Genomic DNA, 19,587 nt, shown 5'->3' on the forward strand with positions numbered 1-19,587 from the left:
GAATCGATCGTCCGCCGCCCCACAAGAGATGTCAATAGATACGTGAATCTTAATACGCGTATTGCAGTGCAGGAACCATTGATCGTAGGATGGGGTCATGACCAGTGGCGATCCCGGCAGCGGATGGACCTTCCTCACGAACCATGCCCGGGTGCTCTCCCTCGTGGCCCGCAATCCGGAGATCCGGATGCGTGACCTCGCCACCGCATGCCAGGTGACCGAACGCGCCGTGCAGGGCATCGTCGCCGACCTCGAAACCGGCGGTTACCTCACCCGCAGCCGTGAAGGCCGCCGCAACCGCTACCACATCAACCCCGACACCGAACTGCGCCATCCGGCCGAGGCCGGGCACACCGTCGCCTCCCTTCTCGCGCTCCTCGACGGGACCCCGGCCGGAAACGGCGACCGGGCGGTGGGCTCCGACGGGAACTGAAGCCCGCCGCAGAGGGGAGGCGGACAGGTCAGCCGGTGGTCCGAGCCACTGCTCCACCTGCACGGCAGACCTGGTCCCGGGTCGTCCGACCCGGCAGGCTCCCGACAGAGGCCCCGTTCAGAGCATCTCGACCGTGACGACGCCCCGCAGCACCATCCCCCGGTCCTGCGCCTCCTCCAATCCCGACTCGAACGCATCGGCGCGCCGGTCGGGCGGAAGTGCGGCAAGGTGCGGCCAGGTGCCGGGCGGGACGAGGGTGACCAGCGCGCCGCCCTCGGCCGCGGCCGACAGCCAGCCCGGGGAGGCCTCGATCGCCGGGAACGGCTCCCACACCTGGCGACCACCGACCAGCACCAGCCCCGCCACCCGGTTCTCCCGCACCCGGACGACGCCCGTGGTCACCGGCGCGTCCCCCGCCGAGGACACGAATCCGCTCTCCCACGCATCCACGGCAAGCGCTCCGTAGTCCTCCTCACCCACCTCGATGATCACCTCCGCGATCACGTCGCCGTCCTCCGTCTCCCGCACCGCCAACGCCCACAGCACCGGCCCTTCGCCCGCAGCACCCGTCACACCCGTTCAACGACCGGTCCCCCGCCGACAGCACGCCCCCGGCTCCTCGGGACCGGGTCGGCACGGCAGGAAGGACCGGGTCGGCATCCTGTCCTGCGCGCCGACCGCGATCCGCGCCTTCACGCAATGGGGCGAGCAGGTGCCGGCCGGCTTCGACCCGACCGGCCTGCGCGTCATCGGCTCGATCGGCGGGCCGATCAACCAGGAGGTCTGGATGTACTGCCGACACGTCATCGGCGGTGACCGCTGCCGCAGACCCGCTCCGGGAAGACCATGCGCCGTCTGCCGCAGGACTCCGGCGGCCCCATCGCAACGCCGACACCGTGCCCGGCCGGCGTCATTCGGGGGGCGGCAGAAGAGGTCCGAGCGGGCCGAGGTCGAGATTGAGGTCCTCCAGGGTGAGGCCGTACTGGGCGCAGAGCCCCTGCATGCGGTCGTGCAGGGCCATCAGCGTGGCGCCGAGCTCCTCCTCCTGCTGCTCCGTCAGGTCTCCTGCGTCGACCCGGTGCAGGGCCTGGCGCTCCATGAGCTGGCGCAGGAGTTCCACCACGGTGAGGACGAGTCTCATCAGGTCGCGTTCGACGCTGTCGGGGCCCGTGGTGACACGCCGCGCCACGACGCTGCGGGGGCCGGGCCCCGTGTCGGGATCGCCAGGCGGCCCCGCGGGCAGCAGGCGGAAGGCACGGGCCGCCGCATCCGCCACTTCCTGGAGACGGTCGGGTGGCCGGGCACGGTCGTCGGTCATGATCGGCGGAGCTCCGGGTCGGCCGGGACGGCCCAAGGCGCCGGATTGTCCTCGCTGATGGAGACGACCAGGGCGCGCAGCGAGATGCGGACGAGGTCGATGTCGGCGATCGACAGGACGACGTCGCCGGCGAGCACGACCCCGCCGGTGAGCAGCCGGTCGAGGAGGTCGATCAGGGCGACCTGGCGGTCGGGCAGGTGCGGGCCGTCGACCGGGGCGAATTCGTTCGGGGTGCTCACGGGAGTTCCGGGCCGGGTTCGGCGGAGCCTGGAGCCGCGGCGAAGGAGTAGGGCGCCCAGGGACCGGTGATGTCGATGCGGACGGCGGGCAGGTCATCGACGGTGTGGGCGAGGGCGTCGCGGAACGCATCCGCGTGCGCCACCGGGACGAGGCAGGAGACGTTCAGGATGTTGTCGCCCGGCCCGGTCGCGAGTTGCCCCTGCTGGACCGGGTGCCGGGTCAGGGCCGTGGCGTGGGAGCCGGCGACGGCCTCGATGCGGGCCGCCGCCGTCCCGGCGGCGCGTCGGGCGTCCTCCTGGGTGAGGCGCCGGGCACGGCGGCCGCGCAGGTAGGCGCGCCCCGGTGTGAGGTCCGGGTCCGCAGGGGGCGGCGGGGGGTCGGCGGCGGGTGCGAGGTAGAGCTTCACCCCCCATTCCTGCTGGTGGGCGATCCGGTCCAGCTGCGCCGCGAGTTCGTCGTGGCGGTCGTCGAGGATCTGCCGCACCCTGCCGTCGTCGAGGTGGACGGTGGCGAGCCGGAGCGGAAGGACGGTCGTCCGGGCGGCGGCGATCTCGACCACGCCGTGGTGGGCGCGCGCGACGGCCTCCAGCCAGTCGAGGTCCTCCAGGTGCCGGCGGAGGGCCTCCTGCCCGAAGTCGTCGGCGCCGACCGGGCTCACCACGGCGGCCACGTCCCGGTTGCCTGCGGCGTGGACCAGGTGGACGGGTGCACGGGCGACGCCTGCGGTCCGGGTCAGCGCCTCGGCCAGGTCCGGGGTGGGGCGGGCGACGGCGTAGGTGTAGCTGAGGGTGGAGGTCACGGCTGCCTCCGGCGGGTCGGACGTGACCGCGCTCCGGCGGCGGCGGACGGCGGCGCCTCAGCGGAGTCGGCGGTGTCCTCACCTGCTCCGGGAGCGATCTCGGCGCCGCGGCGAAGGGAGTCGAGCTCCGCCCGCAGGCGCCTGTTCTCCTCCGCGAGGGACGGACGGCCGTCGGCCCGGGAGGAGAGTGCGGGATCGCGCTCCCACCAGTCGATGCCCATCTCCTTGGCCTTGTCCACCGAGGCGATGAGCAGGCGCAGTTTGATGGTGAGGAGCTCGATGTCGAGGAGGTTGATCTGGATGTCGCCCGCGATGACGATGCCCTTGTCGAGGACCCGTTCGAGGATGTCGGCGAGGTTCGCGGAGGATCCCTGGCTGTAGGCGGGGGCGGAGCGGGAGGGCAGCGCGCCGAGCCGGTCGGCGATGGGGTCGCTCATCGTGTTCGCCTCGCTTTGTGCCTGATCGGTGCCGATGGGTGTGGAGGGACGTGGACGTCGGGTCACGGGCCGCCCGGTCGCCTGCGGGCCTGGATCTCCTCCAGCCGGTCGAGCAGTTCGTCCTCGCGGCGGTCGAACGTCTCCTCGTCGATGCGACCGGCCAGCAGCTCCTGTTCCAGGTCGGCGAGCGCGCGTTCGACGGGACGCGGGTCGTTGTACTCGTCCTCGGCCGCTTCCACGACGCGTTGCAGGATCCACGCGGTGCCGCGGATCGGTGCCAGCGGCAGGGTGAGGAGCTGCGTCACGAGGCCCATGGCGGATGTTCCTCCTCGGCGGATGTCAGACGAAGCTGTAGGGCGGAAGGGGGCCGTGCAACCGGCCGTCGATGTCGTCGCCGAAGTCGGCGAACAGCTTCTTCTCGGCGGCGAGAAAGGCGGCCCGGCGGTCCTCGGCGACGAGGAAGGAGACGTTGAGGAAGTCGGTCCCGGTCGGCGGGGTGGCGAGATCACGGAGGGCGAAGGGCTGCAGGGCCCCCATGATCCCGGCGGCGAGTGCCTCGTGCCGGGCCTGGACCTCTCCGGCGACGAGTTCGCCGAGGGCCAGCGGGAGGTCCGGGCCCTGATCCCCGGCCCTGATCCGGTCGTTGAGCTCGCGTGCCGGCGGGTTGTCACTGAGGATCCGACGCAGGAGTTCGTCCTCGTCCACGGCGGCTTTGAGATGGTACTCGGCGCACCCCTCCAGCTCTTCGAGGCGCTGGAGGTACTCGGCACGGCGGTCGTTGAGGGCGGTGACGACGGTGCCCTCGTCGGGGGCGGTGAGCCCGAAGCGCATCGGCAGGACGGTCCCGTCGTTCATGAGCCGCTCCTGCACGGCCTGGTGGGCCAGCAGGTCACGGCGCTTGGGGCGCAGGCCGTCGGGGGCCTCGCCGACCACCGCCCGGAGCGGCCCGGCCTCGACGGTGCGCAGCGCCGCCGGCGTCACGCCGACGCCCTCGAGCCCGTCCAGGTGCACGGGGTGTCCGGCACCGACGACGGCGTACACGTAGAGGGCCATGTCATTCCTCCCGGCGTCGTGCGGGCCTGCGGGCCGGCCGGGTCCGCCTGGGTTCGGGTTCCGGCTCCTCCTCGTCCTCGTCGCGTCCGAGGTGGAGGGTGTCGGCGACAGCCTCGACAGCGCCGGACAGTGCGCCCTTGCTCTTGCCGCGCGCACCCTTCTCGGTGACCTCGCCGACGATGTCGGTGAGCTGGGTCGGAGCCTTGCGGCCGGCCTCCAGGTCGAGGCGGTTGCAGGCCTCGGCGAACCGCAGGTAGGTGTCGACGCTCGCGACCACGATCCTGATGTCGATCTTGAGTATCTCGATGCCGACCAGGGACACCCGGACGAAGACGTCGATGACCAGGCCACGGTCCAGGATCAGTTCGAGGATGTCGTACAGACTGCCGGTACTCCCGCCTCGGGCCACCCCGGCTGCTGTGCTCTGGGGCACCACGGTCATGTCGTCTCCCTTCGTCGGCGCCCGCCACAACCGGGCGGCACGCTTCCGACGGCCGTTCATCGGCCCGGGCGCTTCACGTCCGACGGTCGATCTGGCCTCGTGTGTATCGGTGGATCCGCTCGTAGGCCACCAGGTCGCCGTGCGCGTCGAGCGACACCCGGTAGCTGGCCAGGACGCTGGTCGTGTCGGGGATCCGCTCCAGTTCCAGCACTTCCACGTCGGCCTGCCAGCCGTCCTCGGTCGGCTTGAGTGCGGACACGGATTCCGGCGTGCGGCCGAGGAGTTCGGCGAGCTGCCCGGCCGCGTGGCGCATGGCCTGGGGTGCCGGGATGCGACGCCCGGAACCGGCTCGGGGCTCATCGCCGCGTGGACGGCGCGCCTTCGCGGAGGCGCGGGGCTCGGCGGGATCCGCGGCGGCCCGTTTGCGCGGCCGCGCCTCGCCTTCGTTGCCTGACGCCATGACCCGGCCTCTCCCCGGATTCGGAGATCGCGTGCTGTGCATACCAAAGGACGCCTTCCACTGACGACGAAATGTATTCCTCGATTCGGTTACGAATCTGATTTTCTGCGCAGACGTATCGGTATTGCGGGGCCCCGGCGGCGGAATGTTCCGGGGTCTGGTTCGCGACGCACCACTCCACCGTGCACCGCACCTGGAGCGGCCGTGGCGGCCGTAGGTGCGTGCTCGCGCGCTCCCGCCGGAACGGGCGCGCGCCGGAAAGGGATGACCCATGAACGACACCACCAAGGCCGCCCTGGCAGCCGCCGTCGCCGGCGGCTACGTGCTGGGGCGGGCCAAGAAGGGGCGCATGGCGTTCGCCGTCGCCACCTACCTCGCCGGCCGCCGGTTCGACCTCGATCCGCGGCGGCTCGCCACCGAGGGTCTCCGCAGACTCGGCGAGATCCCTCAGGTAGCCGAGCTGAACGACCAGGTCAAGGGCGAGCTGCTCGACGCCGGCAAACACGCGCTGGCCAGTGCGGCCGACCGTCGCATCGGAGAATTCGCCGACTCCCTCCGCGAGCGGAGGCTGAACGTCCGCAAGCCGAAGCCGGACGAGGGCCGGGACGAGGACGAGTCGGACGACGACGAGCCGTACGAGGAGGACGAGTACGAGGAGGACGAGTACGAGGAGGACGAACCAGCCGAGGAGGCAGAGGACGAGGAGCCGCACGGCGAGGAGGAGGAGCCGGACGAGGAGGAGGAACCGCAGGCACCCCGCCGACGCCGTCGGACCGCGCCTTCCGCCGAACGCCCGCGCTCCTCGCGTGCCTCGTCCAAGCCTGCCCCGGCCGCGCGCAAGCCCGCCAAGAAGACGGCTGCACCCACAGCCGGGCGGAGCCCGGCCAAAAGCAGCCAGGCCAAGAGCAGCCCGGCCAAGCGCTCGACGGGCCGCGCCACCCCGGCCAAGACCGCCTCCGCCAAGCCCGCCGCGAAGAAGGCCTCCCCGGCCAAGAAGTCGGCCCCCGCCAAGAGGGCTCCCGCGAAGAAGACGGCGGCCCGGAAGACCGCGGCCCAGAAGACCACGACGGCGGCGAAGACCGCGGCCAAGCCGTCCGGGCGCTCCACCCGACGGAGGTAGACCATGGCCGGCACCCAGCAGACCTCGCGCAGCGACACCCCCGGTATCGACCGGTTGCGGCAGGAGGTCGTCGACTTCCTCGGAGCACAGGTGGAGCACCTCGCCGAGAAGGCCGGCGACAAGGTCGCCGACGTCACCGACCAACTCGGCCAGGTCGTCGAGAACGGCGGAGTCCTCCCCAAGGTCGGCGCCCGTGTCCTCCAAGGGGACTCACCGCTCAAGGCCTTCCTCGGCGAGAAGGCGAAGAGCGTCAAGGACAACGTCGTCGACAAGGTCAAGGGCGCGTTCGGCGGCGGTGGTGGCGGCAAGCCCGGACGGAAGTCCGGCAAGAAGCCGATGAACATCATCGAGACCCTCGACGTCGGCGTTCCGCTGCGCACCGCGTACGACCACTGGACGAAGTACGAGGACTTCAGCGGCTTCGCGAAGGGCGTGCAGAGCGTCTCCCAGGGCGATGAGGTCACCACCGACTGGAAGGTCAAGGTCGGGCCGTCCAAGCGCAGCTTCAAGGCCACCGTGCAGGAACAGGTACCGGACGAACGCATCGTGTGGACCTCACAGGGCGCCAAGGGCAGCACCCGCGGCGCCGTGAGCTTCCACGAGATCACCCCACCCTGACCCGCATCGTCCTCGTCGTCGAGTACTACCCCGCGGGATTCTTCGAGAAGACCGGCAACATCTGGCGCGCCCAGGGCCGCCGGCTGCGCCTGGACTTCAAGAACTTCCAGCGCTACGTCTCGCTCAGCAACGACGAGGCCGACGGCTGGCGCGGCGAGATCCGCGACGGCGAGGTCGTCAAGACCCACGAGGAGGCCGTCGAGGAGGAAGAGGCCGCCGAGCAGGACGGCGAGGACGACCAGGACGAGTACGACCTGGACGAGTACGACCTGGAGGGCGAGGAGGGTGAGGACGCCGCAGACGAGGAGGAGGCGCCCGGGGACGACGACTACGACGAGGAGGAGGAGGAGTACGACTCCGAGGACGAGTACGACGATGCGCCCGACGGCGAGGACGTCGAGGACGACGAGCCGGAGGACGCGGCGTACGAGGACGAGGAGGAACCGGAGGACAGCAGGCGTTGACCGCTCACCCCACCGATCACCGCACGGCACGACGGCCGGACCCACCCCACGGGCGGGTCCGGCCGGAACCGGGTGGCGGAGGGCCGTCAGAGTCGGCCGCGGAATCCTCCGGACTCCACGCCCCGCGCCTCGATGAACGCCTTGAAACGCCGCAGGTCGCCCTTCACCTGCCGGTCGACGATGCCCAGGGCGCCGGCGACCTTCTCACCCAGCCCGTCCGGCTCGAAGTCCATCGCCATCATCACCCGCGTGTGGGTGGCGTCGATCATCTGGAACGACACCACCCCGGACTGGTGCGTATCGCCGCCGGTCGTCCGCCAGGCGACGTGGTCGTCGGGGACCTGGTCCACGATCTCGGTGTCGAACTCCCGCGACACGCCGGCCACCCTCGTCCTCCAGTGGCTCCGGCGGTCGTCGATCTGGGTGATCTCCTCCACGCCGTCCATGAACTTCGGGAAGTCCTCGAACTGGGTCCACTGGTTGTAGGCGGTGTTGACCGGGACGGCCACGTCGATCGATTCCTGCACGGTGCTCATTGCTCGCGCCCTCTCTTCCGTTCGGCTTCGTCGGTCCACCGGCGCCTGCCCCCACGGCCCGCAGCCATACCGTCCCCCCGGGGATTTCCCTCGGCGTCGGCGTTCGATCGACCGGTCGTCCGGGAGCCCCGCCCACCGGGCCACCCGGGAATCAGGGCACACCGAGGGCCCGGATGGCATCCCTCGCATGCGGACTCCCGCATCCCGGGCCACGGTGGAAGGATGAACGTCGTCTTCGTCCTGGAACTGGACGTCCCCACCAACGTGCGGCTCCTCGGCCCCGGGCAGGAACCTGCCGACCCCCGGGGCCGGTCCGCCGCGCACACGTCGCCGCCACGGATCCCGATGCCCCCGGGGTCCGCGGTGCCGTCACGCTGTGCGGCCTGCCGACCCGGGACATGCCGTCGGGGCCGTCCGGGGCCACCGCCCCGGACGAGCCACCGCCTGCCCTGCGCTGGCAGACCTGCAGCATCTGCCGGATCTCCCGCAGCGACACCCCCGCCCCGCAGCCGGGCCCTCCGGCGCAGGCAGCCGACGACGTCACCACTGGTACCCGAAGCCCCGACCGTGGCCGAAGCCGGCGCGCGCGCAGGAGGCCCCGACCGTAACGTCAGGACAGTCGCGCCGGTCAGGCCGTCGGCCCCGACGGGCCGACAGGAGGTGATCAGGGTGGGCGGTCCGGGCGTGGACGCGGTGTCCGACGCGGCGGCCGGGGAGGGTGACGCCCTGCTGGGCGCGGTCCTCGCCGCAGTGCTGGAGGCTTCGCACGATGCCGCACCGCGGGACGTCCCCGCCCTGATCCGAGCAGCGGGGCGGGCCCTGGGTCTGCTGCGGGCGGAGGTGTACCTGGCCGATCTGCAGCAACGCCTGCTGGTGCCGCTGCCCGATCCGCACATGCGCAAGCCGGCCGGTGCGTTGGACGTGGACGGCACGCTGGCCGGGCGGGCCTACCGCCTGCGTCGCACCGAGGCGGCCCCGGGCTCCCCGGGCGTGGGTTGGGTCCCGCTGGTCGACGGGATCGAACGCATCGGGGTGCTGAAGGTGGTGGCCGAGGCCGGGGAAGGCCGCCTGCTCGCCCGTGCCCAGGCGCTCGCCTCCCTGGTGACATTGATCGTCGTGTCGAAGAGCACGTTCAGCGACGTGTTCGTCCGCACCGTCCGGACCCGGCCCATGAGTCTGCAGTCCGAACTGCTGTGGGCGTTCGTGCCGCCCCGCACGATCGGCACCCGCACGGTCACCTCCAGCGCTCTCCTCGAACCGGCCTACGACGTGGCCGGGGACGCGTTCGACCACAGTCTGGCCGGCGATCTGCTCCACCTGACGGTCGTCGACGCGATGGGGCACGATCTCGCCTCAGGTGGTGCCAGCGCCGTCGCTCTCGCTGCCTGCCGCTCGACGCGCCGGGCCGACGGCACGCCCACGGACATCGCCGAGGCCATCGACGGCGCGCTGACGCGCTGGATCCCCGACCGACTGCTGACCGCGGTGATCGCCGACCTCGACACCGCCACCGGGCTGCTCTCCTGGGTCAACTGTGGCCATCCTCCCCCGCTGCTGATCCGGGCCGGCCGTGTGGTGCCCGGCGCGCTCGAGCGCCGGACGCACCTCCCGCTCGGACTCGGCGGCGATTTCGCACCGGTGCCGCTGCACCGGGCGCGGCTGCAGCCGGACGACCGGGTCCTCATCCACACCGACGGCGTGACCGAGGCCCGTTCAACCACCGGCGACCTCTTCGGCGAGGAGCGCCTCATCGACACGGTCGTGCGCGCCACCAGCACCGGCGAGCGGGCTCCCGAGGCCCTCCGACGTCTCATGAACGCGCTCCTGGCCCACCGCGACCACGACCTGCGGGACGACGCCACGGTCATGCTCGTCGAATGGCACCCCGGATCGTGAGGGCAGCGCCCCGGCACGCCCGGATGGCCGCTCGGCCCCGCCGCCCCTCTCCCCCACCGTGCGCCGGGTGGCCAGGCAGCCCGTCCGCCGGCCACGACGGGCCGGTACGCGAAGGGTTCGTCCCCCCGACGCCGGGCAGGCGCTTCTCGGGCCGACCGGGGCGGTCGGCAATCCGCGTGCAGGCAGGTGAGCATGATGAGGATCGACCCCACCGATCCGGCCGGACACGGCCCGGCGCCGACGGTCGCGAGGCCGGAAGGTTCCCCTCTCCCGGGCGGGCCGCAGCGGACCGGCCCGCGGCCCGGTGGCACGGGACCGGACGACGCCGGGTCCCGCCCGAACGGCAACGATGCCGACGACGGCCGGCCAGGCCGCAGCGAGGGCGGGACGACCGTCTCGGAGGAAGCCGTGGCCAAGATCGTCGGCACCGCGGCCCGTGAGGTCCCCGGCGTCCACGATCTCGGCGGCGGGCCCGGCCCCGAGCAGGGCGTGCAGGTGGAGGTCGGCCGACGACAGGCAGCCGCCGACCTCGACCTCGTCATCGAGTACGGCGCCTCCGTCCCCGAACTGGCGACGGCCGTGCGGGCCCGGGTGGTCTCCGCCGTGGAAGACATGACCGGTCTGGAGGTCGTCGAGGTGAACCTCCGTGTCACCGACGTGCACCTGCCGCAGGACGACGTCCCGGAGGGCAAGGGCCGACGCGTCCTCTGACCGTCCCCGGAGGAACGCGGACCATGGAGCGCGCGGCGCCGGGTCCACGGAGGCACACCGGTGCCGGGGCTCATCGGCAGGCAGGCCGGAGCAGGGGGTGCCCTGCGAGGGTTGGAGCAGCACGGACAGGACAGACGCGGAGTATGGCGACTGTGCACGAGGAGAACGAGCGCACGTACGACGGCGCCCTCCAGGGACGGCTGTCGGCGGCCTCACTGCCGCAGGTGGCAGCGGTCCGGTCGGGCGGCACCGAGACTCTCGACGCCGTCTACTTCGACACGGAGGATCTCCGGCTGCTGCGCCGGGGGATCACCCTGCGCCGACGTGCGGGAGGCCACGACGCCGGCTGGCACCTCAAGACGCCGGGCGGGAACGGAACCCGCACCGAGATCCGGCTGCCGCTGGACGGAGGCGACTCGCCTCCACCCGAGCTGGTGGCCAGGACCCGCACGGATGCCCGCGGATCCGCGCTGGCCGCGGTGGCCCACCTGCGGACCAGGCGGGACCTGACCCTGCTGGTCGGCGCCGACGGCCGCACCCTGGCGGAAGTGGCGCGGGACACCGTCTCCGCCGAACTGCCGGGCTCCTCCGGGCCGCCGGCCCGCGGCGCGGGGCGGAGCGCCGGTGACACGCAGTGGGTGGAGACCGAGGTGGAACTGGCCGAGGGAGACCCGGAGCTGCTCGACACGGTGGAGGCGGCCCTCGCCGAGCACGGGCTGCACCTGTCGTCCTCCCCCTCCAAGCTCGGCCGCGTCCTGCGCGGTCGCCTGCCCGAGGGCCCCGACGGCAACCGCGCCGCGGCACCCGCGCGCCCGCTCCACCCCACCCGCTCCCTCGGGGACGCGGTGACGGCCTACCTGCGCGACCAGGTCGCGGGGCTGCGGGCGCTCGACCCGGCCGTTCGGCTCGACGAACCGGACTCCGTGCACCGCATGCGGGTCCACGTCCGCCGACTGCGCAGTGCACTCGCCGCCCACCGCCGGATCCTGCGCAAACACGCGACGGATCGGCTCGACCAGGAGCTCCGGTGGTGGGGGAAGGTCCTCGGACGGGCCAGGGACGCCGAGGTTCTCGGCGCATCGCTCACCGCCGGGGCCGACGACCTCCCGGCTGACGCCCATCCCGCCCGGACCGGGCAGCTGCTCGCCTCGCATTTCGCCCGGCGCTACGACGAGGCACATGCCGCCGCGGTGGAGGCCATGGACAGCCCGCGCTACTTCGCCCTGCTGGACGCCCTGGAACGGCTGGCCGACGACCCGCCGCTGCGCCGCCGCGCCCGCAAGGGCCGGGCGCAGGCACGCCGCATGCTGCGGCGGCAACGGCGGCGGACGACCGAGCGGCTCGGCAGCGCACTCGGCCTTCCCCCGGGGCCGAAGCGCGACCGGGCCCTGCACCGGGCCCGCAAGGCGGCCAAGCGGGCCCGCTACGCGGCCGAGAGCGTCCTCCCCCTCACCGAGCGCCGGGCCGCGCAGCTCCGCAAGCGGATGAAGAAGGTCCAGCAGCCGCTCGGCAGCCACCAGGACGGCGTCATGCGCGAGCAGGCACTGCGCGCCCTCGCATCGCGACCGTCGACCGCCGCCCCGGAGGCCTTCGGCCTCGGAGTTCTGCACGCAGCCCAGCGCCGCCACCAGCGCCGCGACCTCGAAGCCGCCGCGAGGGCGTACAAGCGCCTGCGCAGCTGACCGGTCCCACCGCGCCACTCGTGAGGAGAACCGATGAGCGGCATCGCGATCTCGCACGACCGCATCACCACCGGCCAGGTCACCGGCCGGGTCAGCGGCACCGCCCCGGTGGGCCGCACCCGCTCGGCGGGTACGCTCCGATGACGCATCGTTACGATCTCGTGGGACGGCTGCTCGGCGCCCACCTGCTCGGCCCGCAGGCCGCCGCCCTCGTGCAACCGTTGGTCCTCGCCATGACCAGCGGCATGACCGCCCAAGAGGTCACCCACCGGCCGCTGTGGATCCACCCCGCCCTGACCGAAGTGGTACAGAACACCCTGCTCGCCCTGGGAGCTGAACCGCAGTGAGGAAGCCCGTTCCGGACAGTTCTCGGCGATGAGGGAACCGGTCCGCATCGCGGTGAGCAGCCTCGTCGGCCGCCCCGTGAGGCGGCGAACGGTGTGGCGGATGAAAGGCCTCGGGACGCCTCCGTGTGGCGGGAGCTCCCGGGTCATGCCGGACCACGGCGACACCTCGAGGTCGCGACGGCAGGCCAGGTGGGGGGAGTCGGCACTGGTCCTCCTGCCGGCTCCGGCGATCCGACGACAGCGGCGAATGGCCCCTCCCCCAGTAACGGTAGGTTCGCCGCCGGACCCGGTGTCCGAATTCCGGGGCGGCTGTACATGCGTGCGCCGCCTGCTGAGGACTCGTCAGTCCGACGTGAAGGCCGTTGTCGAGGGAGCGCTCCGTTGGACGCCGACCGTGGAATTCTCGGCCGGCGCACCGCGTACGACGGGCTGCCGCCGTTGCGCGGGAGCGAGGCGGGTCTGCCGGTGGCCCACCCGTTCGGGGACATCGCGAGGGGCGGTTCGTCACCCCTGGCGGCGGCCGGCTGACCGCCGTTGAGACCACCGGACACCACTGGATCACGCTCGATCATCCGGGCTGCGACGCGCAGACCACGCTGGCCAAGGACCAGGCGTCCAAGCGGCTCGCGCTCGCGGCGGAGGCGTCCTGCCTGCTCGCCGGCTGCACCCGCTCGGCCCGGTTCGCGCCCGGGAACGTCTATCGGTCCTTCCAGTTCCTGTACGGGAGCATCGACCGGCGGGCGTTCGTCCGGGCGCTGCTCACGATCGAGGTGGGCGATCACGGGCCCGTCGACCGGCTCGAGGCCTCCGCCATCGCGGCCGCCGGCCCGCCCGCGGCGATCGTGGACCACCTGGACGCGACCGCCGCGGTCGGCGTCGCCGTCCGCGCGGACGAGGCCCATTCCGTCCAACCCGGCCCCGGCGGATGGCAGGCCCTGGGACAGGCCCCGGACTGACGGCGGTCAGTCGCCGACGAACCACAGATACCGGTGCGGACCCTCCAGCACGACCTGCCCGAGGATGCGGACCTCGTCCACCCACGGCCCGCGCAGCTCGTCCGGGAGCCGGTCCAACTCACTGATCAGCACCGGGACCTGGCGTTGGTTGAAGACCGCTTCGGCATACGGGAGCAGGCCGCCCAGCATGGGGAAGCCCGCCTGCTCCAGGCCGGCAAGGGCCCCGGACCAGGCCAAGCCGCAAACTGCCCTGGCCAGAATCTCCCCGGACTCCGACCTCACCTGCATAGTGATCACCCGCAGACGCTATCCGGCCGATGCGCTCACGAACACGAAATATCTGGATGACGTTTCCCCAGGCCCCGGCCCTGCCGCCGGGAACGGTGCGGAGCCGGGCTGCGTCCCTTCCAGGGAGCCGGGCGAGGAAGGGGAAACTGTGCGTCAGGAACGGCAGAGGGCCGACGACATGGCCGCCGAGGCGGGTCTGGGCCGGTACGTACGGTTCGCCAGTCCGAGTTACAACGACGAGATGTGGTTCTTCGTGCCGGTCGGCGGCGCGTCCGCTGCCGGCGGGGTCCTCGGTCTCCTGCGGCACGGCTCCTCCTGGCTTGCGGTGTCCTTCTTCTGGAGCGTGCTGCTCGTCGGTGTGGGGCTGGTCCTGATGACGTATCTGGACACCTTCTCCCGGCGCCCGGGTGGGCCGGCTCCCAGGCTGTACTGCTACGAGCACGGCCTGGTGGCCGGCAGGCGGGGCGTGCTGCGCGCACTGCGGTGGGAGGACGTCCGCCTCGACAGCCGCGCGTGGGAGTACTGGAGCGCAGGGGACCACTACTCCGGAGAGGCACGTACGCTGACCGCACCTGACGGCACCGTGCTGGCAGCGTTCCACGGCGACGAACCCGCCCGCGCCGGGGCCTTCCAGCTGGCGCAACTGCGCAAGGCCGCACTCAAGCGGCTCGAGGACACCCCCGAGGAGCCTCACCCCAGCTGACCCGGCCCTCCGGACACCGACTTGCCGGTCGTGCTCATTCCACCCGCGGCATTGCCTGGCCGCGCCCCTGCCACCATCAAACCCGGCCGAGTGCCGAAGGCTGGTCGCCGCCGGACACCGGGGCACCCAGGACCGCGTCCGTTGAGCCGCTGGCGATCCGCGCCGGACGACGCCCCGAGTGCGCGCAGCAGGCGACGGACGAGGGTGGCGGAGATGCCGGAGGAACCTGCGATGCTCCGGGCGGGACACACCGCGGCAAACCAGGCGCGCCGGCGCTGCCGCCAGGCACCGGACTGACGGCCCCTCGGCACGGCGGGGCCTCCAGGACAGGAACCTGGCCTTTGGCATCCGCGGCCGGAACGCTCGCAGGTGCGCGTCGGGCGGGTCAGGTGGTCGGGGGCGGCTGCCAGGACGTGGGGTCGGCGCTGCGCGCACCTGGTCGCTCGCCACTGGCCGCCCCGCCGACGGGCCCGAACCGGAACCTGGGACCGGGGCCGAGCGCGCCGAGCTTCCATGGTCATGTACTGCGGTCAAGGTGCTCCGGGTCACGGGTCTGTCCCGGCGGTCGGCGAATGCATCGGCAGTGCGGGGCGGCGGTGTGATTGGGCGTCAGGGCAGGTCGGCGGCGGGGCGCGGCACGGCACGCGGGCAGCGGAGCGGGTCGATTGCGGCCGTACATGTCACAGCACTGTCCTGGGGGCGGCCCGGGCGGAACGGTTCGTCCGGGCCGGCGGTCCTGATCTTCGGAAACCCGCTCGCACCGAGCACCAGGCACCGCCACCCCGACCGGAGGAACACCATGCACGTCCGCAAGCTCGCCTTCGCCGCCCTGGCCGTCACCGCCGCCCTCTCGCTCACCGCCTGCCAGGACGACCAGGCGGGCACCGCGGCCGGCGCCCCGACCGCGTCCACCGCCGTCTCCCCCACCGGCGGTCCGGCCTCGGACAGCCCGACTTCGGGCACTGGGACCTCGGGCGGCCCCGGGAAGGGCAGCACCCCGCCCACCGCCGCACCGGCCGGCTCCACCGGGGCCGGGAAGGCCGCCAAGTGCCGAACCGCCGACCTGACCATCACCGCCGCGGACCGCACCATCACGGGCGACGCCGACAACACCGTCGTGGTCGAGCTGAAGAACCACAGCGGCAAGGACTGCACCCTTGCCGGGTACGCGGGCGTCGACCTCAAGACCTCGGCCGGCACACTGTCCGCGAAGCGGTCCGGCGAACCGGTCGTCGCGGGCACCCTGAAGAACGGCAAGTCGACGTACTTCGGCATCAGTTACCCGGCCAACACCTCGGGCGGCTCCGGCGTCCGGATCACCGGCCTGGTGGTGACCCCGCCGGACGAGACCCACCCGGTCACCCTGTCCTGGCCCGGCGCCGGCTCGCTGCCCGTCACGGACGGCAGCGGCTCCCCGGTGAAGATCGGCCCGATGGGAAGCGCCGGCCAGGGCGAGTGACCGCGGGCGCCCGTCCGGGCCCGCCCCTCGGGGGCGGCTTCCGCCGCCGGGGATCGGCGCCGGACCGCCGCCTACAGGCCCGGCCAGGTGAGTGCTGACGGCTTCCCGGAGACGGGCCCGATGTTGCGCTGCCTTCGGCCGGCGTCACCCCTGTCGGCATCCGAGAGGGGTGAGCCCGAGAGCCCGTGCTCTGCCTGCAGCCCCGTCAGGCGACGATCCGGCGCCTGCCCGCCCGGCGGCGCGGGTACGGGAAGAGCCGCGGAGAGCGTTTGGCGGCCACATCCTCGACCCAGCCGAAGGTCAGCACCAACAGGCCGAGCAGCGGGATCGCCACCAGCAGCGTGAACCATTGGCTGGTCAGCAGCCATTGGAAGTGCTTGTAGACGAAATCGACGCCCCAGAGGGGATCGATCAGCGGGACGGCGACCAGCAGCGCGGTCTCGTGCCAGAGGTAGACGCTCACGGCACGCGAGTTGAGGAGACTGACCAGGCCGTTCCAGCGTTCCAGCGGTCTGGGCCACCGGTCCCAGGAGGGGCTGACATGGAGCAGGAGGGCGACGAAGCCCAAGGACCACAGGGCCTGGGCGATCGGCCAGCTCTCGATGTCGGTCGGCTCCGACGGATCGACGGGCCGGGTCTGCAGGTACCACCAGGCCGCCGCCATGACGAACGGCGCGAGGGACGGCAGGATGTACGGCGACATCCTCTTGAGCAGCCCCTCCTGGTGGGCCATGCCGAGGATCCAGCAGGATCCGAAGGTCGCGAAGTCGTTGGCGGTCTCCCAGACCCGACCGTAGATGAACTCCTGGTCGGCGAAGAACGTGTTCATGACGATCACCATCGCCAGGGGGTGAACAGCGTCACCACCGGGAAGCGTCGCAGTGCCCGGAGCATCAGCGGTGAGAGCAGGACGTACCACAGGTAGGCCCGCAGGTACCAGAGCGGGACGACGAGCTGCTCGGCCCAGGTGTGTTCCACGTGGTGATGGAAACCGGCCAGGCCCTCCGCGTACGGAGGAGTGCTCAGCGGCAGGAGCCAGAACGCCATCTTGCCCCACCACCAGGAGGGGTGGCCCTCGGACTGCGGGCCCCAGCCGTCGAGGATCTGGAGGGTGATCATGATGCCGCCGAACAGCCACATGGGCGGCAGCAGCCGGCGCAGTCGGCCGCGGATCACCCCGAGCGCGGGACGGTCGAGCGAGCGGGTCATCAGCGAACCGGCCAGCGCGAACATCACGCCCATCGACGGGAAGACGAGGGGCAGCAGGAACCAGCCGAAGTTGTGGTAGAGCACCACGCGCACCAACGCCAGTGCGCGCAGCAGGTCGAGATAGCGGTCCCGGCCGCCCTTGCGCCCGGACGGTGCCGCCGCCGGTGGCTCCTGTCGCAGAACGGCGGGGACCCTCAACCGGAGGGTGTCGCCCTGGGCCCACGTGAGATCGGTGGGTGCGGTCATGATCGGGCCTCCACCGGTGCAGCGACCTCGCCGGTGCGCCGGAGCTTCTGCCAGCGCAGTCGGCCACCGGTCATCGCCGTGATCGCGGACTGCAACAGGACGATGTACATCAGCTGCCGGTACACCAGCTGCTGGAGCGGCAGGCTGATCAGGTACATCGGCTTCTCCCGGTCGAGCCGGAAGGCGTACCAGGACAGCAGGCCCTGGAGCAGGATGAAGCCGCCCCAGCTGGCGAGGGTGAGCGAGGCGTCCCCGAACAGCACCCCGTACAGCAGGAACAGGTCGACCATCGGGGCCAGCAGCGGGGCGATGACGCCGAACAGGACGACGAGCGGCAGCCCGAGCCTGCCGAAGCGTCCCGCCGGACCGCGGGAGGTCACGGCGCGGCGGTGCTTCCACATCGCCTGCATACTGCCGTAGCTCCAGCGGTACCGCTGGGACCAGAGCTGCTGGAGGCTGGCGGGGGCCTCGGTCCAGGCGCGGGCGCGCTCGGCATAGACGATCCGCCAGCCGTCGCAGAGCACCGCAATGGTGATGTCGGTGTCCTCGGCGAGGGTGTCGTCGCTCATCCCGCCGACCCGCTGCAGGGCCTCCTGCGGAAGGCGCCGACCGCGCCGGGGATGGTCGGGATGACGTTGAGCACGTCGTACATCCGGCGGTCCAGGTTGTGGCCCAGGATGTACTCGATGTGCTGCCAGGCACCGATCAGGCTCTCGCGGTTGCCGACCTTGGCGTTGCCCGCGACCGCGCCGATGGCCGGGTCGCCGAAGGGCTGGACCAGCTCGCGCACGGTGGTGGACTCGAAGACGGTGTCGCCGTCCATCATCACGATGATGTCGTACGAGGCGGCCGCGATCCCGGTGTTGAGCGCGGTGGACTTGCCGCCGTTGACCTTGCGGATGAGCCGGACGAACGGCAGGTCCATCCTCTCGACGATGTCCGCGGTGCCGTCCGTGGAGCCGTCGTCGATGACGATCACTTCGATCGGATAGTCACTGGCGGCAAGGGAGTTCAGCGTGTTGGCGATGCACTCGCGCTCGTTGTAGGCCGGGACGAGCACAGTGACCGGTTCGGTGAACGGCGGCCCCCAGGCGTCCAGTCGCCGGGAGCGGCGGGCGTGGATCGGCGCGAGGACGATCATCAGCGCGAACCGGCCGAAGTTGAGGAAGCCGACGGCGGCCAGCAGCCCGACCAGGACCGGCAGGGTGAGCACGGCCACGCGGCTGGCCCAGATGAACCCCTTGCCCGCCCACAGCTGGTACCCGTGCACCGGGGTCATCGCGCTGGACGCGCCGAGTGCGTCGGAGATGGTGGTGAAGCGGTACCCCTGGCCCTGCAACCGGTCGATGATCCGCCCGAGCGCGGTGACGGTCTGGGCGCGGTCGCCGCCCGCGTCGTGCAACAGGATCAGCCGACCCGCGCCGGGCCTGGGCGGCATCGCCGCCTGGACGATCTTGTCGACACCGGGACGCTTCCAGTCGTCGGTGTCGGCGTCGATGAACGCGGTGACGTACCCGTGCGAACCCACGTACTTCAGCACCGGGTAGTTCCAGTCGTCCAGCGCGGACGCGTCGGAGGAGTACGGCGGGCGGAACAACGCGCTGTGGACGCCCGCGACACCGGCCAGGGCCAGCTGCGTCTGCGCCAGCTCCCAGGTGATCCGGGCGTGGGACTGGTAGACCAGATCGGGGTGGGTGAAGGTGTGCACGCCGAGTTCGTTGCCGCCCGCGACGATCTTCCGGATCAGCTCCGGGTTCCGCGTGGCCATCGCGCCGGTCACGAAGAAGTCGGCACGGACGTGGTGGGCCGCGAGCACGTCCAGGATCTTCGGGGTCCATTGTGGCGAGGGACCGTCGTCGAAGCTCAGGACCACGGTGCGGTCGGGTATGCGGTAGCTCACGGGGTGTTCGTTCTTGCTGCCCCGCGCATCGATGATCGGGCCGCCCTTGAGCAGGTAGTCCGGCACGGTCGTCTTGTCGACCGAGATCGCGATCCGGGTGTCGTGGAAGACCTCGTTGGTGGCGAGGCCGCGCAGGACGAGGAGCGCGAGCAGGCACGCCAGCAGGGACAGCGGCATGAAGAAGCGCAGCGGTGGCGCGGCCAGTCGGCGCGGCCTCAGCAGGGCCTGCCGGCGGCGTAGGCCGCGCTGGGGGCGGGACAATGACGCTCC

The 19,587-nt window shown here is 72.0% G+C and carries 22 protein-coding genes and 2 pseudogenes; 10 read left to right on the plus strand and 14 right to left on the minus strand.

Annotation, left to right across the window (positions count from 1 at the left end; all coding sequences use genetic code 11):
• Positions 1–97: 97 nt before the first annotated feature.
• Positions 98–433: a helix-turn-helix transcriptional regulator gene (locus tag ABEB13_RS02585; protein WP_345704071.1), complete on the plus strand. Its 336-nt coding sequence runs from the start codon at positions 98–100 to the stop codon at positions 431–433.
• 117 nt (positions 434–550) lie between these two features.
• Here ABEB13_RS02585 and ABEB13_RS02590 read toward each other — a convergent pair whose 3' ends face one another.
• The 9 genes from ABEB13_RS02590 to ABEB13_RS02630 form a co-directional block, all read right to left on the minus strand.
• Positions 551–979 carry a hypothetical protein gene (locus tag ABEB13_RS02590; protein ID WP_345704072.1) on the minus strand — a complete coding sequence of 143 codons (429 nt, stop codon included), beginning with the start codon at positions 977–979 and terminating at the stop codon, positions 551–553.
• 364 nt (positions 980–1,343) lie between these two features.
• Positions 1,344–1,751, minus strand: coding sequence for a gas vesicle protein K (locus tag ABEB13_RS02595; RefSeq protein ID WP_345704073.1), 408 nt, complete (start codon positions 1,749–1,751; stop codon positions 1,344–1,346).
• Positions 1,748–1,990, minus strand: coding sequence for a gas vesicle protein (locus ABEB13_RS02600; protein ID WP_345704074.1), 243 nt, complete (start codon positions 1,988–1,990; stop codon positions 1,748–1,750). Before ABEB13_RS02600 ends, ABEB13_RS02595 begins: the two co-directional genes overlap by 4 nt.
• Complete coding sequence (locus tag ABEB13_RS02605) at positions 1,987–2,790, minus strand: GvpL/GvpF family gas vesicle protein (RefSeq protein WP_345704075.1); 804 nt, start codon at positions 2,788–2,790, stop codon at positions 1,987–1,989. The genes ABEB13_RS02600 and ABEB13_RS02605 overlap by 4 nt, the downstream gene beginning before the upstream one ends.
• Entirely contained in the window at positions 2,787–3,227 is a 441-nt protein-coding gene (locus ABEB13_RS02610) for a gas vesicle protein (RefSeq protein WP_345704076.1), read from the minus strand. The genes ABEB13_RS02605 and ABEB13_RS02610 overlap by 4 nt, the downstream gene beginning before the upstream one ends.
• A gap of 62 nt (positions 3,228–3,289) precedes the next feature.
• Entirely contained in the window at positions 3,290–3,541 is a 252-nt protein-coding gene (locus ABEB13_RS02615) for a gas vesicle protein GvpG (protein ID WP_345704077.1), read from the minus strand.
• Between the two features lie 25 nt (positions 3,542–3,566).
• Positions 3,567–4,280, minus strand: coding sequence for a GvpL/GvpF family gas vesicle protein (locus tag ABEB13_RS02620; RefSeq protein WP_345704078.1), 714 nt, complete (start codon positions 4,278–4,280; stop codon positions 3,567–3,569).
• 1 nt (position 4,281) lies between these two features.
• Entirely contained in the window at positions 4,282–4,722 is a 441-nt protein-coding gene (locus tag ABEB13_RS02625) for a gas vesicle structural protein GvpA (RefSeq protein WP_345704079.1), read from the minus strand.
• A 73-nt stretch (positions 4,723–4,795) separates the two neighbouring features.
• Positions 4,796–5,182 carry a gas vesicle protein GvpO gene (locus tag ABEB13_RS02630; RefSeq protein ID WP_380232983.1) on the minus strand — a complete coding sequence of 129 codons (387 nt, stop codon included), beginning with the start codon at positions 5,180–5,182 and terminating at the stop codon, positions 4,796–4,798.
• A gap of 271 nt (positions 5,183–5,453) precedes the next feature.
• On the opposite strand from ABEB13_RS02630, the gene ABEB13_RS02635 reads away from it, so the two are divergent.
• Together ABEB13_RS02635 and ABEB13_RS02640 are read left to right on the plus strand one after the other, a co-directional pair.
• Complete coding sequence (locus ABEB13_RS02635) at positions 5,454–6,302, plus strand: histone protein (RefSeq protein WP_345704080.1); 849 nt, start codon at positions 5,454–5,456, stop codon at positions 6,300–6,302.
• A gap of 3 nt (positions 6,303–6,305) precedes the next feature.
• Positions 6,306–7,384, plus strand: a pseudogene (locus tag ABEB13_RS02640) (SRPBCC family protein).
• An 86-nt stretch (positions 7,385–7,470) separates the two neighbouring features.
• On the opposite strand, the gene ABEB13_RS02645 reads toward ABEB13_RS02640, so the two are convergent.
• On the minus strand, positions 7,471–7,920 hold the full coding sequence (locus ABEB13_RS02645; RefSeq protein ID WP_345704081.1) for an SRPBCC family protein: 450 nt from the start codon (positions 7,918–7,920) through the stop codon (positions 7,471–7,473).
• Between the two features lie 669 nt (positions 7,921–8,589).
• Here ABEB13_RS02645 and ABEB13_RS02650 point away from each other — a divergent pair.
• The 5 genes from ABEB13_RS02650 (at position 8,590) to ABEB13_RS02670 (ending at position 13,512) form a co-directional block, all read left to right on the plus strand.
• Positions 8,590–9,816: a PP2C family protein-serine/threonine phosphatase gene (locus ABEB13_RS02650; protein WP_345704082.1), complete on the plus strand. Its 1,227-nt coding sequence runs from the start codon at positions 8,590–8,592 to the stop codon at positions 9,814–9,816.
• Positions 9,817–10,011: 195 nt separating this feature from the next.
• Positions 10,012–10,527, plus strand: a complete 516-nt coding sequence (locus ABEB13_RS02655) for an Asp23/Gls24 family envelope stress response protein (protein ID WP_345709515.1) — start codon at positions 10,012–10,014, stop codon at positions 10,525–10,527.
• A 143-nt stretch (positions 10,528–10,670) separates the two neighbouring features.
• Positions 10,671–12,209, plus strand: coding sequence for a CYTH and CHAD domain-containing protein (locus ABEB13_RS02660; RefSeq protein ID WP_345704083.1), 1,539 nt, complete (start codon positions 10,671–10,673; stop codon positions 12,207–12,209).
• A 140-nt stretch (positions 12,210–12,349) separates the two neighbouring features.
• Complete coding sequence (locus ABEB13_RS02665; protein ID WP_345704084.1) at positions 12,350–12,556, plus strand: hypothetical protein; 207 nt, start codon at positions 12,350–12,352, stop codon at positions 12,554–12,556.
• A gap of 362 nt (positions 12,557–12,918) precedes the next feature.
• A complete protein-coding gene (locus ABEB13_RS02670; RefSeq protein ID WP_345704085.1) occupies positions 12,919–13,512 on the plus strand; it encodes a DUF6420 family protein in 594 nt (197 codons plus the stop codon).
• A gap of 6 nt (positions 13,513–13,518) precedes the next feature.
• Here ABEB13_RS02670 and ABEB13_RS02675 read toward each other — a convergent pair whose 3' ends face one another.
• The gene (locus ABEB13_RS02675; RefSeq protein ID WP_345704086.1) at positions 13,519–13,749 is read right to left on the minus strand and encodes a hypothetical protein; all 231 of its coding nucleotides are present in this window, start codon (positions 13,747–13,749) and stop codon (positions 13,519–13,521) included.
• 199 nt (positions 13,750–13,948) lie between these two features.
• Here ABEB13_RS02675 and ABEB13_RS02680 point away from each other — a divergent pair, with 199 nt between their 5' ends.
• Positions 13,949–14,503 (plus strand): hypothetical protein, encoded by a 555-nt coding sequence (locus tag ABEB13_RS02680; protein WP_345704087.1) that lies wholly within the window; start codon positions 13,949–13,951, stop codon positions 14,501–14,503.
• A 799-nt stretch (positions 14,504–15,302) separates the two neighbouring features.
• The gene (locus ABEB13_RS02685; protein WP_345704088.1) at positions 15,303–15,962 is read left to right on the plus strand and encodes a DUF4232 domain-containing protein; all 660 of its coding nucleotides are present in this window, start codon (positions 15,303–15,305) and stop codon (positions 15,960–15,962) included.
• 205 nt (positions 15,963–16,167) lie between these two features.
• On the opposite strand, the gene ABEB13_RS02690 is transcribed toward ABEB13_RS02685, so the two are convergent.
• The 3 genes and pseudogenes from ABEB13_RS02690 to ABEB13_RS02700 all read right to left on the minus strand — a co-directional run bounded on the left by ABEB13_RS02690 (position 16,168) and on the right by ABEB13_RS02700 (position 19,506).
• Positions 16,168–16,791, minus strand: coding sequence for a hypothetical protein (locus ABEB13_RS02690; protein ID WP_345704089.1), 624 nt, complete (start codon positions 16,789–16,791; stop codon positions 16,168–16,170).
• Positions 16,792–16,796: 5 nt separating this feature from the next.
• Positions 16,797–17,417, minus strand: coding sequence for an acyltransferase family protein (locus ABEB13_RS02695; RefSeq protein ID WP_345704090.1), 621 nt, complete (start codon positions 17,415–17,417; stop codon positions 16,797–16,799).
• A pseudogene (locus ABEB13_RS02700) lies at positions 17,414–19,506 on the minus strand (bifunctional polysaccharide deacetylase/glycosyltransferase family 2 protein). The gene ABEB13_RS02695 and the pseudogene ABEB13_RS02700 overlap by 4 nt, the downstream one beginning before the upstream one ends.
• Positions 19,507–19,587: the final 81 nt, after the last annotated feature.

Origin of the sequence: Kitasatospora paranensis (assembly GCF_039544005.1) — a bacterium.
GTDB classification, from domain to species: domain Bacteria; phylum Actinomycetota; class Actinomycetes; order Streptomycetales; family Streptomycetaceae; genus Kitasatospora; species Kitasatospora paranensis.